Source organism: Kitasatospora sp. NPDC085464 (assembly GCF_044541955.1).
GTDB lineage: Bacteria > Actinomycetota > Actinomycetes > Streptomycetales > Streptomycetaceae > Kitasatospora.
On sequence record NZ_JBITTM010000026.1, the window covers coordinates 24,861 to 40,445 of the forward strand.

Annotated in this window: 17 protein-coding genes and 1 pseudogene; 11 read left to right on the forward strand and 7 right to left on the reverse strand. The window is 74.3% G+C overall.

What is annotated here, in order from left to right; all coding sequences use genetic code 11:
* Window positions 1–48 precede the first annotated feature (48 nt).
* The gene (locus tag ACIGG8_RS23010; RefSeq protein WP_396550354.1) at window positions 49–1,557 is read right to left on the reverse strand and encodes a PQQ-binding-like beta-propeller repeat protein; all 1,509 of its coding nucleotides are present in this window, start codon (window positions 1,555–1,557) and stop codon (window positions 49–51) included.
* Window positions 1,558–2,048: 491 nt separating this feature from the next.
* On the opposite strand from ACIGG8_RS23010, the gene ACIGG8_RS23015 reads away from it, so the two are divergent.
* Together ACIGG8_RS23015 and ACIGG8_RS23020 are read left to right on the forward strand one after the other, a co-directional pair.
* Window positions 2,049–2,378: an SH3 domain-containing protein gene (locus ACIGG8_RS23015; protein WP_396550356.1), complete on the forward strand. Its 330-nt coding sequence runs from the start codon at window positions 2,049–2,051 to the stop codon at window positions 2,376–2,378.
* A 32-nt stretch (window positions 2,379–2,410) separates the two neighbouring features.
* Window positions 2,411–3,100 (forward strand): alpha/beta hydrolase, encoded by a 690-nt coding sequence (locus tag ACIGG8_RS23020; protein WP_396550358.1) that lies wholly within the window; start codon window positions 2,411–2,413, stop codon window positions 3,098–3,100.
* An 18-nt stretch (window positions 3,101–3,118) separates the two neighbouring features.
* Here the strand turns inward: ACIGG8_RS23020 and ACIGG8_RS23025 are convergent, their stop codons facing one another.
* Together ACIGG8_RS23025 and ACIGG8_RS23030 are read right to left on the reverse strand one after the other, a co-directional pair.
* Window positions 3,119–3,334 carry a hypothetical protein gene (locus tag ACIGG8_RS23025; protein WP_350521196.1) on the reverse strand — a complete coding sequence of 72 codons (216 nt, stop codon included), beginning with the start codon at window positions 3,332–3,334 and terminating at the stop codon, window positions 3,119–3,121.
* Between the two features lie 571 nt (window positions 3,335–3,905).
* Window positions 3,906–4,835 carry a LysR family transcriptional regulator gene (locus ACIGG8_RS23030; RefSeq protein WP_396550360.1) on the reverse strand — a complete coding sequence of 310 codons (930 nt, stop codon included), beginning with the start codon at window positions 4,833–4,835 and terminating at the stop codon, window positions 3,906–3,908.
* Window positions 4,836–4,961: 126 nt separating this feature from the next.
* Between ACIGG8_RS23030 and ACIGG8_RS23035 the strand changes: the two genes are divergently transcribed.
* From ACIGG8_RS23035 to ACIGG8_RS23065, 7 genes are all read left to right on the forward strand, one after another.
* Entirely contained in the window at window positions 4,962–5,687 is a 726-nt protein-coding gene (locus ACIGG8_RS23035; protein ID WP_396550362.1) for an SDR family oxidoreductase, read from the forward strand.
* The gene (locus ACIGG8_RS23040) at window positions 5,680–6,360 is read left to right on the forward strand and encodes an ester cyclase (protein WP_396550363.1); all 681 of its coding nucleotides are present in this window, start codon (window positions 5,680–5,682) and stop codon (window positions 6,358–6,360) included. The genes ACIGG8_RS23035 and ACIGG8_RS23040 overlap by 8 nt, the downstream gene beginning before the upstream one ends.
* 118 nt (window positions 6,361–6,478) lie before the next feature.
* Window positions 6,479–6,835 (forward strand): DUF6204 family protein, encoded by a 357-nt coding sequence (locus ACIGG8_RS23045; protein ID WP_396550365.1) that lies wholly within the window; start codon window positions 6,479–6,481, stop codon window positions 6,833–6,835.
* A gap of 72 nt (window positions 6,836–6,907) precedes the next feature.
* On the forward strand, window positions 6,908–7,399 hold the full coding sequence (locus ACIGG8_RS23050; protein WP_396550367.1) for a MarR family winged helix-turn-helix transcriptional regulator: 492 nt from the start codon (window positions 6,908–6,910) through the stop codon (window positions 7,397–7,399).
* Between the two features lie 309 nt (window positions 7,400–7,708).
* Window positions 7,709–8,107, forward strand: coding sequence for a sulfurtransferase TusA family protein (locus tag ACIGG8_RS23055; RefSeq protein WP_396550369.1), 399 nt, complete (start codon window positions 7,709–7,711; stop codon window positions 8,105–8,107).
* Window positions 8,108–8,289: 182 nt separating this feature from the next.
* Window positions 8,290–9,219: a polysaccharide deacetylase family protein gene (locus tag ACIGG8_RS23060; RefSeq protein ID WP_396550371.1), complete on the forward strand. Its 930-nt coding sequence runs from the start codon at window positions 8,290–8,292 to the stop codon at window positions 9,217–9,219.
* Between the two features lie 41 nt (window positions 9,220–9,260).
* Window positions 9,261–9,725, forward strand: a complete 465-nt coding sequence (locus ACIGG8_RS23065; RefSeq protein ID WP_350521205.1) for a hypothetical protein — start codon at window positions 9,261–9,263, stop codon at window positions 9,723–9,725.
* A gap of 67 nt (window positions 9,726–9,792) precedes the next feature.
* On the opposite strand, the gene ACIGG8_RS23070 is transcribed toward ACIGG8_RS23065, so the two are convergent.
* Together ACIGG8_RS23070 and ACIGG8_RS23075 are read right to left on the reverse strand one after the other, a co-directional pair.
* Window positions 9,793–10,785 (reverse strand): MerR family transcriptional regulator, encoded by a 993-nt coding sequence (locus tag ACIGG8_RS23070; protein WP_396550373.1) that lies wholly within the window; start codon window positions 10,783–10,785, stop codon window positions 9,793–9,795.
* A 176-nt stretch (window positions 10,786–10,961) separates the two neighbouring features.
* Window positions 10,962–12,407, reverse strand: coding sequence for an RsmB/NOP family class I SAM-dependent RNA methyltransferase (locus ACIGG8_RS23075; RefSeq protein WP_396550375.1), 1,446 nt, complete (start codon window positions 12,405–12,407; stop codon window positions 10,962–10,964).
* 309 nt (window positions 12,408–12,716) lie between these two features.
* Here ACIGG8_RS23075 and ACIGG8_RS23080 point away from each other — a divergent pair, with 309 nt between their 5' ends.
* On the forward strand, window positions 12,717–13,109 hold the full coding sequence (locus ACIGG8_RS23080) for a peptidoglycan-binding domain-containing protein (RefSeq protein ID WP_350521208.1): 393 nt from the start codon (window positions 12,717–12,719) through the stop codon (window positions 13,107–13,109).
* An 88-nt stretch (window positions 13,110–13,197) separates the two neighbouring features.
* Here the strand turns inward: ACIGG8_RS23080 and fmt are convergent, their stop codons facing one another.
* Together fmt and def are read right to left on the reverse strand one after the other, a co-directional pair.
* Entirely contained in the window at window positions 13,198–14,145 is a 948-nt protein-coding gene (gene fmt / locus ACIGG8_RS23085) for a methionyl-tRNA formyltransferase (RefSeq protein WP_350521209.1), read from the reverse strand.
* A 41-nt stretch (window positions 14,146–14,186) separates the two neighbouring features.
* On the reverse strand, window positions 14,187–14,732 hold the full coding sequence (gene def / locus ACIGG8_RS23090; RefSeq protein WP_396550378.1) for a peptide deformylase: 546 nt from the start codon (window positions 14,730–14,732) through the stop codon (window positions 14,187–14,189).
* 265 nt (window positions 14,733–14,997) lie between these two features.
* Here def and ACIGG8_RS23095 point away from each other — a divergent pair.
* A pseudogene (locus ACIGG8_RS23095) lies at window positions 14,998–15,515 on the forward strand (hypothetical protein); the annotation flags it as partial.
* Between the last annotated feature and the right edge of the window lie 70 nt (window positions 15,516–15,585).

Genomic DNA, 15,585 nt, shown 5'->3' on the forward strand with positions numbered 1-15,585 from the left:
GTGGGCGGCGTGCCCGGTGAGGGGCCGCCGCCGACGTCCGATCGCCCCTCACTTCAGCCCGCGCACCGGCGGCTCGTCCCGCGTCCCGTCCTCCGCGACCACGGTGAACTGCTTGGGCCCCGACACCGACAGGTCCACCGGGTACAGCGACGACGTGCCGTTCACGTCCAGCTCGGCGTTCCGCCGTCCGGTCGCGGCGTCCACCCGGGTGATCCGGTTGCGCGTCATCGCCCACACCGACGTCCCGTCCACCACCAGGCCCGAGACCTGGTCGTCCAACCCCGCCGTCCACCGCTGCCCGCCGTCCGCGAGCGAGTACGCCACCAGCCGGCCGGTCGCGCTGCGGACCGGGTTCCTGCCACTGCCGATGGTGACGTCGCCGGGCCGCTCCCCCGGCACGACGAACAGGTCCCCGACGACCACCCCGCCGAACAGCGGCCGGGCGTCGAACTCGTCGAAGGCGTGCAGGCCGCCCAGCATCACGTCCAGGTCGTACTCGCTCCCGGACACCGGGATCGACGCCCGCGGCCGCCCCGCCCGGTCGAAGCTGAGGACCGCGTGCGTCCCGCGCTCCCCCTGGGCGTCGACCCACACCGCGAGCGGATCGACCGACATCACCGCGAGGTTCTTCAGCCCGCCCGCCACGGGCAGCGCGATGCGCGCCTGCTCCCGCCCGTCCTCGGCGGCCAGCGACCGCAGCACGGGCGCCGCCGCGCCGCACTGCGCGACCGTCACCACGTCCGCCGCCCCGCCGGCGACGTGCAGCGGGGCGCAGCCGGCGTCGGTCGTCCCGCGCCACACCGCCGCACCGTCCGCGAGCCGGACGGCCCGCCAGCCGTCCTTCTCCTGCAGGACGGCCTGCCCGCCGGCGACGGTGACCACGTCCGGCGTCGCCGCGTCCCCGTCCCGTGCCGGCGCGTCGACGGCGGTGGTCCAGCCCTCCCTGCCGTCGGAGAGGTCGAGCGCGGTCACCGCGGTGCACGGCTTGTCGTGCGGCGAGTGGCCGATCAGCCCGACGGAGCCCTGCCCGGCGGTGCCGGCCCCGATGCCACGGCTCATCGCGCACACCGAGTCCTCCCCCGGCAGCGTCCAGTGCCACACGACGGCCCCGGTGGCACTGCGGTAGGCGACCACCTGGTCGGGGCGGACCCGCACCACCAGGTCCCCGGCCGTCCAGCTGCCCAGCGCGCGGGTCGTGGACGGCCGGTCCAGCGGGGCCTTCCAGGCGTCGTCCACGCCTTCACCGGCGAAGGCGAAGAAGATCCCGAGCCCCAGCAGCATCCCGACGGCGATCGCCGGGAAGCCGCGCCGGGGGTGGATCAGCGCCCAGACCAGTCCCCCGCCGCACGGCATCAGTCCGAGGATGCTGATGATGCCCAGGTATCCGAGGCTGTCGCCGCCGAACCCGTTCGCCGGCCCGAGCAGTGCGGCCAGCCCGATGGTCGCGAACAGGCCGCCCAGCACCCCGCCGGCGACCACCATCCAGATCTCCTTGTCCCAGGCGAACCTGGCACCCCACCCCGCCCGGACAACGCTGTCCTCGGGCCCAACGGCCATGCCGTTCTCTCCCCTGCGACGCGCCGCCCACCGCATCAGGACGACGATCATCGGATCGTCGCAGAGGCCCCGGTCATCCAAAACAAAGAGCAGGGAAAACCCCGGCCATCACCTGCACATGCGAGGCGCCGAATGGGGTGATCGTTACGAACTCCCTCCTCGCCACCAGCGGAGCAGGAAGTCGGCCCGCCCGACTTCCTGCGGCCCGACCCTCCGCCCCCTGCTCGGAGCAGCACGCGGACCTGCCCGCGGGCCCGCACCACGTCGCCCAGGCCGGGACGACCTGGTCGAAGCGCTCCCCCGGTCCGATAACGGAGCAAGATTCTCCCCGTGGTCGGAGGGCGGCTGCTCCCCGACTCCGCCCACTCGAACGGGTGAGCCTCGACGCCCGACAGTGCGCACACGCAGGGTCGGCTCGTTCTGCTGTACATGACTCCCCCGCCCGTCACGCCGTCACCGCCGTCCGCGCGCACCGCGCCGCCGAGGCCCCCGTGGCCGTGACCGCCCGGGCGACGGCAGCGGTCCTCTCCCTCGCGATCCTGCTCGCGCCGGCCGCGGTCACACCGGGCGACGAACGGCCGCCCGCCGTCGGGGCGGGCTGGTGGGAGGTCTCGGCCAACGCCGCCAACGTCCGGCTCGGCCATTCCGGCGGAGACACCGTCGTCGGGCTGGCCAGCTCCGGTGACGTCGTCGAGGTGGTGGACACCTGGACCTCACCGCTCGGGGCCCGCTGGGCCAGGGTCATGGTGGCGCGCAGTGGGGTCACCGGCTGGGTCCTGGAGTCCCTGCTCACGCACCGGGCCCCACCCCCGGAACCGTAGAATCCGCCTGTACACCCCAGGGAGGATTCCGCGTGTTCCTAGCGCACCGTGAGCGCACCCCAGAACTCACCCCGCGGCAGGAGGAAGGGCCGGTCAACGGCGTCGCCCTGCTGCTGCCCGGCGGGTTCATCCGAAGCCGCCGCGGACCAGTGAAGGTCGCCGAACTCGGCCTGCGGGAGCTCGCCACCGAGCTCACCGAGCGCGGCCGCCCGCACGGCCTCGCCGTCCACGTGCTGCGCTACCGCTACGGCGGCTGGAACGGCGACGACGCCGACACCGCCGTCGACACCCGGTGGGCGCTCGACGAGCTCGCCCGACGGTACGACGGCGCGCCGGTGGTCCTGATCGGCAACTCCCTCGGCGGCCGCGCCGCCTTCTGGTGCGCCGGACACCCCTCCGTCGTCGGCGTCGCCGGGATCGCCCCCTGGCTGCCCAGCGGCGACGCCGTCGACCAGCTGGCCGGCCGACGGGTGTTGATCGTCCACGGCACCGGCGACAACAGCGCGGCCAACGCCACCCAGTCGCTGGAGTACGCGCTGCGCGCCCGCCGGGTCGTCCCTGACCTCGCCCGCTACGAGATCCCCGGCGGCAACCACTACCTCCTCCGCGAGACCCGCGACATCAGCGCACTCACCACCGCCTTCACCCTCGCCACCCTCGATGCCGAACCCGCGGCCCTCGCCATCGGAGCCGTCTGCACCCGGCTCCCGGCCCGGGCGTAGCGAACCCCTTCGCCCCGTTCACCGCGGCACCCGGTACTCACCGATCCGGACGCGGACGAGGAGGCCGGCCGCACAGAGCGCCTGTAGGTCCCGGCGGACGAACTTCGGCTCCGGCCGGGGCCGGTAGAGCTCCCAGGCCCGCTGCCGGGTCCAGGTGCCGCCGGCGCGGTGGATCGCGGCGAGGAGAGTGCGGCGCCGCTCGGCGGGCGGCGCGGTGGGCTCGATGTCGGTCATGCGGCCATGGTTCCGCAGCAGCAGTCCCGGCGGGAGTGCCGTTCGGCAGGATCGGCCCAGCCACTTCCCCCAGGATTCCTGCCGATCGGCACATGCGCGATCGGGGCCGGGGCAACCACTCTTGGAGTCACCGAACGGCAGCCACCCGGGCCGCCGCAGAAGGAGGCTCTGCCATGGATCCACCCGAGGCCCACCTGGCGCATCGTCACATCCGCTCACACCGAACCGACTTCACCGCCCGTCCGACAGCCCGAGCCCGCGAACGACCCGCACCTCTCCCCGATGCAACACCGCTGCCCACCACAGGACGGGCCGCCGCCCTCACCCCACCCCGACCACCGCCGGGCCGGGCGGGTGTGAGTGCAGGCGGTGAGACCACCTCGCCCACACGACACCACCACCCACCCGCACCGCCGAACCGAGCCGAGCCAACCCGACCCGACCCGACCCGACCCGACCCGCGAGACACCCACCCCGACGGCCACACCCCACACACCCCACCCCAACCACCGCCCAGGCCGAACAGGCCCACCTGGACACCCACCCCAACACCCCCTCAGCCCACCTCACATCACCCCTCCACCACACCACCCCCCAACCCGGCCACCGACAGGCCAGGCGGATTGACCCGGGCCTGGGCGGCGAGGAGGTCGGCGAAGGCCACGGTGAGCGGGTCGGGGCGGGTGCGGGTGTAGGCGGTGAGGGTGCGGCGGATCGGTGGGTCCGGGCGGAGCACGGCGCCGTCGAAGTGCGGCGGGACGATGTTGGCGGGCACCAGGGCGGGCCCGAGGCCGGCGGCCGCCAACAGCGGTGCGGCGGAGGTCTGTTCAGCGCGGACGGCCGCTCGGGGATGGAAGCCGGCCTGGGCGGCGACGCGGTCGAGCAGGTCGGCGAGGCCGTTGTCGGGGGCGTAGTGGACCCAGGCGCGGTCGGCGAGTTCGGCCGGCGCGATCGTGCCGCCGGGGCGGTCGGCCAGCGGGTCGTCGGCGGGCAGGACGACCACGAACTCCTCGACGCCGAGTTCGCGGATCGGGCCTTCCCAGTCGGCCGGGGCGGGGCCGACGGCGACGTCGGCGCAGCCGGCGGCCATGGCGGCCTGGAGCCGGTCGGCGTGCGGGTACTCACGCAGCCGGATCTGCACGCCGGGGTGGAGTCGGCGCCAGGCGCGCAGGACGGGCGGCAGGATGCCGAGGCTGACCGAGTAGACGGCCGCGACCTCCAGCTCGCCCTGCTCCAGTCCGGCGGTGCGCCGGGCCACCGTGCGGAGGCGTTCGGCTTCGGCGAGCGCGGCGCGGGCGTGCGGCAGCACCGCCCGCCCCATGGGGGTGAGCCGTACCGAGCGGGGCAGGCGTTCGAGCAGTGGGCCGCCGACGGCGTTCTCCAGGGCCCGCATCTGGTGGGAGAGCGCGGGCTGGGTGACGTGCAGCTGTTCGGCCGCACGGGTGAAGGATCCGGTGTCGACCACTGCGACCAGGTATTCGAGCTGCCGGAGCGTTGCCATGAACAGATGTTATCGATTGCATCGAAAACAAGCCTTGGACTCATCACACCAGGTCGGGGGAGGGTCGTGGTGCGGCCGCCGCAAGCGGACGGTCGGCCGCTTCCCCGATGACGAAGGAGTTCTCCCGTGTCCGATGACGGTTCCCTGAAGGGTCGACGTCTCGTGGTGGTGGGTGCGGGTTCGCGCACCGGGCGGGCGCTCGCGAAGGCCGCGTCGGCGGCCGGTGCCGACCTCGTGTTGGCGGGTCCGGATCCGCGCAAGCTGGAGTGGACGGCCGGAGAGCTGTCCGGGCCATCGGAGGTGTTCTCGCTCGACCTCGCTGACGAGCGGTCGATCGCCGAACTCGCCTCCCGGGTGGGCTCGTTCGACCACCTGGTGTCCACCGCCGCGATGCCGGCCAACGGGCCGCTGCGGGAGCTCGACGCAGCCGATGTTCAGCGGGCGTTCGCAGCCAAGGTGATCGGGCCGCTGCTGCTGGCGAAGCATCTGGTGGGGCAGGTCGCCGAGGGCGGCTCGTTCACCTTCTTCTCCGGTGTCGCCGCCTGGCGTCCGGCCCCCGAGCGCACGGTGATGGCCACCACCAACGGCGCGCTCGCCTTCCTGGTGCAGGCGCTGGCGGTGGAGATCGCACCGGTGCGGGTCAACGCGGTCTCCCCCGGCATCGTCGACACCGGTTCCTGGGACGGCCTCGGTGCCGACAAGGAGGCGTTCCTGCGCGGCGTGGCCGGGCGCAATCCGGCGCGACGCGTGGGCAGTCCCGACGACCTGATCAAGGCGGTGCTGTACGCGATCGACAACCCGTACGTCACCGGCACGGTGCTGCACGTCGACGGGGGCGGTCGCCTTGTCTGACCTCCGACGCTCGGACCTGGCCCGCCGACGCCCGCGACCGCGGACCGGCACCGCCGCCCGTGCCGCCGCCGTCGCCTTCGCCCTGGCCGCCCTGGCGGGCGGTACCGCCGCGGCCACGCCCGTCCACGGGGCCGGCCGCCCCACCGCTGACGCCACCGCCGACCGCCACGAGTCCTCGCACTCCTGGCCGCAGCGCCTGGTCGACCGCTCGCCCGACCTGGTCCAGCCGAAGGCGCTCACCGTGGACCGTTCGATCGGCTCCCGGCGCGCGGCCCAAGAGGTGCGCCTGGCCCAGCAGTTGTACACGTTCTGGAACACCGGGCAGCAGCGGTACCTGGACGCGGCGATCAGTCCGCAGTTCAGGGACAACACGCTGCCGCCCGGCCGCCCGCAGGGCCCGACCGGCCCGGCGCTCGCCTCGCGCACCTTCCGCGCCGCCGTACCGGACCTGACCTGCGAGCTGTCCGACGTCCTGGTCACCGGGGACAAGATCACCGCCAGGCTGGTCTTCCGCGGCCACTTCACCGGCACCTTCAACGGCGTCCGCGGTGAGGGCCGGTCCGTCGAGTTCAACGCGATCGACATCCAGCACGTCGGCACCGACCGGATCGTCGAGGACTGGCACATCGAGGACAACGCGACGCTGCTGGCCCAACTGGGCGTCAACAGCTGACCGCCTCCCCACCTGGGGCCACGAACCACGGCCACGAACCGCCGACCGCCGACCGCCGACCGCCGACGCGACGAAATCGCGTTGGCGGTCGGCAGCCCCTCCTGCCTATGGTCGGGGGATGACTACCCGAACCTTCCGCATCATGGTGCGCGGCGTCTTCGACGGCCTCATCGACGGGCAGCGCGCCGAACTCCTGGCCGCCGCGCCCGAGCACGACGTGCTGCACGCGGCCTTCACCCGCGAGGGCCACCTCAGCTACGACCTCTCCGCGCGGTCCGCTTTCACCTTCCGCTTCCTCGACGAGGGCGAGGCCGAGGAGGACATCCTGGCGGCCACCGAACGGGCCGAGCAGGCGGCGGAGAGCTGGCTGACCGCCCGCGGCTACGGCTTCAAGAACCTCCGTTCCCAGGCCGAGGACCTCTCCCAGGCACCGCTCGGCAAGCGTCAGCGCCGCGCCGCCAACGCCGCCGGCTGACCGCCCCCCTCCCCCGGCCACCTCCTTGACGGCTCTCCGTAAGGATATACTTGAGCAGTCAAGGAGGTGGCAATGACAAAGCCCGAGACGACGGAACCGACCGACACGCCCCCGAGCCCCGACCCGCTGGACACCGCCCTGCGGCTGGTCCGCGCCCAGGCGGCCGTGGTCAAGCGGTTCGACGCGAGCCTGAGCGGCCTGCACGGCGTGAGCCTGTCCGACTTCACCATGCTGCTCCACCTCGCCCAGGCCCCCGGCGGCAGGATGCGCCGGGTCGACCTCGCCGAGGCCCTCGGCCTCACCGCCTCCGGCGTGACCCGCGGCCTGGCACCGCTGGAGCGGATCGGCCTGGTCACCCGCGAGGCCGCGGCCCGCGACGCCCGGGTCGCCTACGCCGCCCTCACCCCGACCGGTCGCGAGCGGCTCGCCGAGATGCTGCACACCGCACGCCAGGTCGCCGCCGACCACTTCGCGGCCGGGCAGTGGAGCCCCGAGGACCTCGGCCGGCTGTCCGCCCTGCTCACCCGACTCGGAGGCACCGCCCCCGGCACGCCCCTCGGCTGAGCAGCGCCACCGGAGACCCGCGGGGGCCACCGCCGCACCCCGGTCCTAGGCTGAGCCCGGTCCACCTGACCACCTGACCACCCGCACCCGCACCCGCACCCGCACCGTCCGCCACACCGGCGAAGCCCACTACGGCGCGGGTACCGGCCACGGGGACGACATCTGGGAGCACGGCGGCTTCGCCGTCCACTTCTTCCCCCGCGAGCTGGTGGACGCGCTCGCCGTGGGCTGGCACCTCACCGACGTCCACCCCTTCGAGGAGGGCGAACTGCCCCGCCGCCTCTGGCGCACCACCCAGGAGACCCCCCGATGACCTCCCCGGCCACCCCGTCCGCCCCGCTCGACCCCGACCGCACGCCGCTCGGCCCCGACGGCCCGCCCCTCGCCCCCGACGGCCCCCTGCTCGCGCCCGACCGCACCGCCCCCGACCTCACCATCGACGGCACCGGCCTGCTCTGCGTCCAGCTGCTGCTCCGCCTGCGTGCCCGCATCGCGCACCTGCCGGCCGGCGCGGTGGTCCACATCCAGACCACGGACCCCGCCGCCCCGCTCGACCTGCCCGCCTGGTGCCACCTCACCGGCCACGAGTACCTCGGCCAGGTCCCGTACGAGGCCACCGACCGCGAGGTGTACGGGCTGCGTCTCACCTCGGCCCCGGTCCGGACCCGCCCCGACCGCCCCTGGCACCCGGCTCCCACCACCGGCTGACCCATGAGCTGACCCACCGACCCACCCCACCGACCCACCGCACCGGCTCCCACCACCGGCTGACCCACCGACCCATCGCACCGGCCACCGCACCGACCCACCGCGCCACCCCCGTTCGCCCCCGTTCGCCCCCGGCGGAAATCCCCGCGCGCCCACCCCGGGAGCCGGTACAGACTCCCCCCATGCCCGCCACCGGCCCCGCCGCCTCCCCCACCCCCAGCGCCAACGCCCTCCTCCACCACCCGCCCGACGCCCGCCTCCTGCTGCTCAACTGCGACGACCTCGGCCGGGACGAGTCCGTCAACCTCGCCGTGATCGACGCCGTTCGGAACGGCATCGCGGCCTCCTGCAGCCTGATGACCGTCTGCCACGCCGCCCCGCACGCGCTGCAGCTCCTGCGCCGGCACCCGGACGTCCCCTTCGGCGTCCACCTCACCCTGGTCTGCGAGTCACCGCACCTCCGCTGGGGCCCGCCGGCCGCCCGCGACCGGGTACCGTCCCTCCTCGACGACACCGGCGGGTTCTTCGCCCCCACGCCCGCCGGACGCTCCCGACTGCTCGAACGCGCCCGGCTCGACCACGTCGAGCGCGAGTTCCGCGCCCAGATCGACGCGGTGGGGGCGGCCGGTCTCGCACCGACCCACCTCGACTTCCACTGCCTCGCCGACGGCGGCCGCGAGGACATCCTCGACCTCACCCTCGCCCTCGGTGCCGAGTACGGCCTGGCGGTACGGGTCTGGCTGCCACCCGCCCTGGCCCGGATGCGCCGACTCGGCCTGCCGGTCGTCGACCACGACTTCCTCGACAGCTTCGCCGTCCCCCTGGACGACAAGCCCGCCCACTACGCCCGGCTGCTGGCCGCGCTCCCGCCGGGCCTGACCGAGTGGGCGCTGCACCCCGGCCTGACCGGGCCCGACCCGCGTGCCCCGCACGACGACGGTTGGCGCGTGCGCCGCACCGATCACGAGTTCCTGGTGTCCCCCGAGGCCCCTCGGCTCCTCGCCGAGCACGGCATCACCGTCATCGGCTACCGGCCCCTTCAGGAAGCCTGGCAACGGGCCCGAGAACGGCTCACACCCGACTTCCCCCCACCGGCCGGTGTGCCACGATGAGGGACTACGAACAGTCGGGAACCACAGGGAGGTTGACCACCATGAATCCGGATCAGACCCTCCACTGCCAGTGGCACGACCAGGCCGGCCACTGGGCACTGACCGTCAGCCACAACGGCCGCGAGTGGGAGCTGTTCGCCGCGGGCCCCTTCGGATCCGAGTCACTCCCGTTCGCCCACTCGGACGAGGTCCGGCGGCTCGCCCAGGCCCTGCTGGACCTGCCCGCCGAACCCGAGCCCTATGAGTTCGAATGGGAGCTCTCCCGGACCGAGTTCGCCCGGACGGAGAGCGAGCGGAACCACTTCGCGACCTTCGCCGTCGGCCTCGACCCCAGCGACGACCACCGCCCGTACCTCGCCTTCCAGTCCTACTTCCACTGGGGGCAGACGACCGCGCTCGGCATGGAGGTGGTCTGCGACGACCCGCCGGTCGACGACCTGCGTGCCCAGGCCCACGCCTTCCTCACCGGCTTCCCCGGCCCGGCACACCCCCAGCCGAAGCCGTAGCGGTAGCCCCAGCCCCAGCCCCAACCGTCGTCGACGTGGCCACCACGCCCACGCCGCCCGTACCGGTTCAGGCCACCGCGCGCCGCGCCCAGTCCAGCTCGATCGCCCGACTCTCCGGCTCCGACCACCCGTTGACCACCGCCAGCAGGTGCAGATAGCGCTCCCGCCGCAGATCAGCCATCGCCGCCAGCCTCTCCCCCAGCCGACCCCGCAGCCGATCCCCCGATCGATCCCCCGACCGACCCCGCACCGCCTCGGCACCGTCCGGCAGCATCGCCGCGTACCGCGTCAGCAGCTCCGCCGCGATCACCGCCGCCTCCGGCGACTCCGGAACCACCCCGGCCGCGACCGCCGGACCGGCCAACTCCCGTACGGCCACCGCCAGTCCGGGACGCGGTCGGCCCTCTCCGGCCTCCGCCGCCTCGTCCGCCAGCAGTCCGCGCAACAGCTCCCGGAACCCGTCGTCCGCCGCCAGCTGCGCCAACTCCACCCAGGCCTCGACCTGTTCGGCCGACGGATCGGCCGGCAGCTCCGGCGTCAACGACCGCGCCACGCCCGCGAACCGGCCACCGGCCGCCGACCCGACAGCCGCCGACCCACCGGCCACCGATCCACCGGCCACCGACCCACCGAACACTCCGGTCAGGAACTCCCCCACCAGGCGCTCCCGTTCGTCCTCCGACAGTCGGGCCAGCCGGTGCACCATCGTCAACTCCTCGGGCGTGGACCCGCGCCTGGCCACCGCGCCCAGCACGGCCCGCTGCAGTCGCAGCACCCGGATCCGGACGTCGAGCGCCTCGGCGTGCGCCGCCACGACGGCGGGCAGGGCACGTTCACGCTCCAGCACCGACCGGATCTCGGGCAGTCCGAGCCCGAGCTCCCGCAGGGTGCGGACCAGTTCCAGGCGCGCGACGGCGTCGACGCCGTACCGCCGGTGGCCGGCCGGGTTGCGGTCGGCCGGCGACACGATCCCCTGGTCCGAGTAGAAGCGGACGGTCTTGACCGTCAGCCCCGTCCGCCGGGCCAGCTCACCGATGGTGTAGGTCGTGTCGCCGTTCATGGCCACCACCCTGCCTCCTCCCCCTACGGGAGGTGCAAGCGACCACCTCGAACCGACCGGGCCACCCGGGGAAGCCGCCCGATCAGGCTGAGCCGACCAGGCCGCCCGATCAGGCTGAGCCGACCCGACCGTCCAACCAGACCGAACCGACCAGGCCGTCCGATCAGGCCGTCCGATCAGGCCGTCCGCCGCAGCAGCGCCAGGTACATCGCGTCCGTCCCGTGCAGGTGCGGCCACAGCTGCACATCCGGCCCGTCCCCGAGCGCGGGGACGCCGGGCAGCAGCGGGCGCGCGTCGATCCACTCGACCCGCCCGCCCTCGGACCGCAGCACGTCGTCCACGACCGCCCGGGTCTCCGCCAGGTGCGGCGAGCAGGTCGCGTAGCCGACCACGCCGCCGATCCGGGTGGCCTCGATCGCCGAGCGCAGCAGGTCCCGCTGGAGCGGCCCGAAGGCCGCCACGTCGGCCGGCCGGCGCCGCCAGCGCGCCTCCGGGCGCCGCCGCAGCGCGCCCAGGCCGGAGCAGGGAACGTCGACCAGCACCCGGTCGAAGCTGTCCGGCTGCCAGGCCGGGCGCGTGCCGTCCGCCGCGATCACCGTGTACGGACCGGGGTTGCCCTGCAGCGCCCGCGCCACCAGTCGGGCCCGGTGCGGCTGCTTCTCGCTGGCGACCAGCGCCGCCCCGCGCTCGGCGGCCAGCGCGCCGAGCAGTGCCGCCTTGCCGCCCGGTCCGGCGCAGCCGTCCAGCCAGATCCGGTCCGGGCCCTCCAGCGGCGCCGCGGCCAGGGCCAGCGCGACCAGCTGGCTGCCCTCGTCCTGCACGCCCGCCCGGTTGTCCTTCACCGCCGCGACCGAGCCCGGGTCGCCGCCTTCGGCGAGCCGCAGCGCGAACGGCGACCAGCGCCCCGGTGCGGCCTCGGGCAGCGCGTCGGCCAGCTCGTCGACGGTGGCCCGGCCGGGGCGGGCGACCAGGGTGACCTCGGGCCGCTCGTTGTCGGCCCGGAGCAGCTCCTCCACGGCGCTGCGCCCGGAGGCGTCCGGCTGCCAGCGGCCGAGCGAGTCCCAGAGCGCGGCGACCACCCAGCGCGGGTGCGAGTGGACGACCGCCAGGTGGTCCTCGGCGTCCCGGTCGTACGGCGGGGCGACCTGCTCGATCCAGGCGTCCAGGTCGTGGGCGCTGATCCGGCGCAGCACGGCGTTGACGAACTTCGCCTTGCCGTCGCCGAGCACCACCCGGGCGAGCTCGACGGTCGCCGAGACGGCCGCGTGGCTGGGGATGCGGGTGGTGAGCAGCTGGTGGGCGCCGAGCGAGAGCACGTCCAGCACCGGCGGGTCCACCTTGCTCAGCGGCCGGTCGATGCAGGCGGCGATGATCGCGTCGTAGGTGCCCTGCAGCCGCAGGGTGCCGTAGACGAGCTCGGTGGCGAGGGCGGCGTCGCGCCGGTCCATGCCCTTCTGCTCGGCCTCGCGGAGCAGCGAGGGCAGGATCAGGTTCGCGTAGGCGTCGCGCTCGTCGACGGCGCGCAGCGCGCGGAACGCGACGATCCGGGCCGGGTCCTTCTTCGGACGGCGGTGCGGGCGGGGCGCGCGCTTGGCGCCGGGGGTGTTGCTGGGCGTGCTCATACCTGTGTGCCTCAAGGTGCTGCGGGGGCTATCAGCTGCGGGTTGTCCACAGGAACAGTAACGCTAAACCCGCGCCGGCCGCCCTTCCGCCCACTCCGCTGCCGCCCTTCCACCCGCCCCGTACCGCCCCGCCGGCGACCCCTGTGCCGCCGCTCCGCCCACCCCCCAGCGCCCGCCGCCCCGCCGCCGGGTCCCCGTGATCCCCACCGCTACGATCTGACGGGTGCGCAGCTCGCACGGACGCACCGGGGGACGCCGCGTCGAAGCACGGACGCCCCCGCCATCCATCCACCAGGGGGACCCCACCGCATGAAGCTCCGCAGAACCCGCCTCGCCGCCGTCGGCCTCGGCATGGCCGGCCTCTCCCTCTTCGCCTCCTCCGGCACCGCGGAGGCGGCTTCGGGCATGCCGTACGTCGGATACGGCTACCAGAACATCCCGGCGGCCGTGAAGTGTGCGCAGCACTTCTCCAACCTGTTCGGCGGCTACCGGCAGCCGATCTTCGAGGACGGCAAGTACGGGCCGGAAACCGACTGGGCCATCCGCAAGTTCCAGAAGCGGATGGTCGACATCGGCCGGTTCCCCCTCGACGTCGACGGCATCGTGGGCCCGGCCACCGGCCGGGCCATGCTGAAGACGGCCTGGGACGCCGGCATCCAGGACGCCGACTACGGCCGCTGCTGGGCCGCCCTGCCGTCCTGATCAACCCCGTCCTGATCAGCCCCGTCCTGATCAACCCCGTCCCGGGTCTCCGCAGCCGCGGAGACCCGGGACGCGTTCCCCGGCCGGATCACTCCTTGCCGGTCCCGAACCTCTCGCCGGCCTCCAGCCGCGCCCCGCGGGCCCAGTCCGCCGCCCGCATCTCCTTCTTGCCCTGCGGACGGACCTCGCCCAGCTCGATGTCGTGGCTGCCGGTGCCGACCCGCACGCTGTTCTTGCCGACCATCGCGACCTCGCCGGGCGCCAGCTCGGCCGACTCCGGCAGCAGCTTGACCGGCCCGGTGACCTTCAGCCGCTCGCCGCGGAACTCGGTCCAGGCGCCGGGCGCAGGCGCGCAGCCGCGCACCACCCGGTCGACCCGCAGCGCGGGGTGGTTCCAGTCGATCCGCGCGTCCTCGACGCTGATCTTCGGCGCGAGCGTGACGCCGTCGACCGGCTGCTGCACGGCGTGCAGGGAGCCGTCCTCGATGCCGTCCATGGTGGCCGCGAGCAGCCGGGCGCCGGAGAGCGAGAGCCGGGTGAGCAACTCGCCGCTGGTGTCGGTCGGGCGGATCTCCTCGGTGATCACGCCGTAGACCGGGCCGGAGTCCAGGCCCTGCTCGATCAGGAAGGTGGACGCGCCGGTGACCTCGTCGCCCGCCAGCACCGCGTGCTGGACGGGGGCCGCGCCGCGCCAGGCGGGCAGCAGCGAGAAGTGCAGGTTGACCCAGCCGTGTACGGGGATCTCCAGCGTGCCGGGGCGCAGCAGCGCGCCGTAGGCGACCACCGGGCAGCAGTCGGGGGCGAGTTCGGTGAGGCGGGCGACGAACTCCGGGTCGCTGGGCTTCGCCGGCTTGAGGACCTCGATCCCGGCCTCCTCCGCGCGCTGGGCGACGGGGCTGGCGACCAGCTTGCGGCCGCGGCCGGCCGGGGCGTCGGGGCGGGTGACCACCGCGACGACCTCGTGCCGGTCGGAGGCGAGCAGGGCGTCCAGGGCGGGAACGGCGACCTCGGGGGTGCCGGCGAAGACGAGACGCATCAAGGGCCTTTCTGTAAAGGAAGTTCAGGAAGCCGACGGGGTCAGCGCGCCGCGCCGAAGGTGCTGTGCGGCGAGACCTTGACGACCGGCGCCGGCCCGCTGCCCCAGTCCGCCTCGCGGATCGCCTTCAGGGCGGCCTTGCGCTGCTCGCGGTCGAGCCGGTCGATGAAGACGATGCCGTCCAGGTGGTCGGTCTCGTGCTGGATGCACCGGGCGAGCAGTTGGGTGCCCTCCACGGTCACCGGATCGCCGTACATGTTCAAGCCCTTGGCCACCACGCCGTACGCGCGCTTGGTGTCGTAGCGCAGGCCGGGCAGCGAGAGGCAGCCCTCGGGGCCCTCCTGCTCGTCCTCGCTCAGCGACAGGTCCGGGTTGATCAGGTGCCCGGTGACGCCGTCCACGTGGTAGGTGAACACCCGCAGGGAGACGCCGAGTTGGGGAGCGGCGAGACCGGCGCCGGGGGCGTCCAGCATGGTGTCGGTGAGATCGCGGACCAGGTTGCGCAGTTCCTTGTCGAACACGGTCACCGGCTTGGCGGTGGCCCGCAGGACGGGGTCTCCGAAGAGACGGATCGGCTGGATCGACACGGGCTACGGGCTCCTGTCCGTCGGGGTGTCGGGAGTCGGCGCGGGACTGCGGGCAACGGCTGTTCCCGCCAAGTCTATGCAACGCGCCGGCCCCGTCCCCCATGCCCTCGGCGCCGTCGGAAGCGTTCTGGCATAACCCGACTCTGCCGAGCCGCGTTACCCCGGCCCCCGCTTCGGCGTTGGTCAAGAGAGATTGACCGGGGCCGGGCGCACGGGACACCGCGCCCCGGCCGAGCCCAACCGTACGGAAGGTGGCACGTAGGCCATGGCTGAGCAGATCAACCACGACGCCCGGGCGCGGGCGAGCCTGCACCTGCTGGTGCGGGACATCGAGCGGGTGAGGCGCCAGGTCGATGCGCTGCGGACGCTCACCGCCCAGCTGGGAAACGTCTACCGACCGCGCCGCCCCAGCACCTCGGCCGGCTTCGTGGTGTACGGGCGGGCGCCGGCGCCGACCGTGCGCCTGGCGCAGGAGCTGCGGGAGAGCGTGGAGACCCTGGTGGCGGCGGCGGTCGAGTTCGACCGCGCGCTGGGCTTCTCCTGGGACTCGGTGGGCTCCGCCCTCGGGGTCACCAAGCAGGCCGTGCACCGCCGCTACGGCATGCGCCGCCCGACCAGCGAACTGCTCGCCGCCAGCGGCGCCGTCCCGGGCCCCGGCCGCCCGGACCGCTCGGAGGACCTGCCCGCCGCCCCCGCTGCCGGCCTGGCCGCGACCGTCCCGGCGGCCCGCCAGGGCGGCCTGGACCGCAGCAGCCTGGAGCGCGCCGCCCTGGAGCGCACCCCCGTCGACCGCCCCCAGCCCGACCGCGGCACCATCGAGCGCACCACGATCGACCGCAGCACCCCCGTCGAC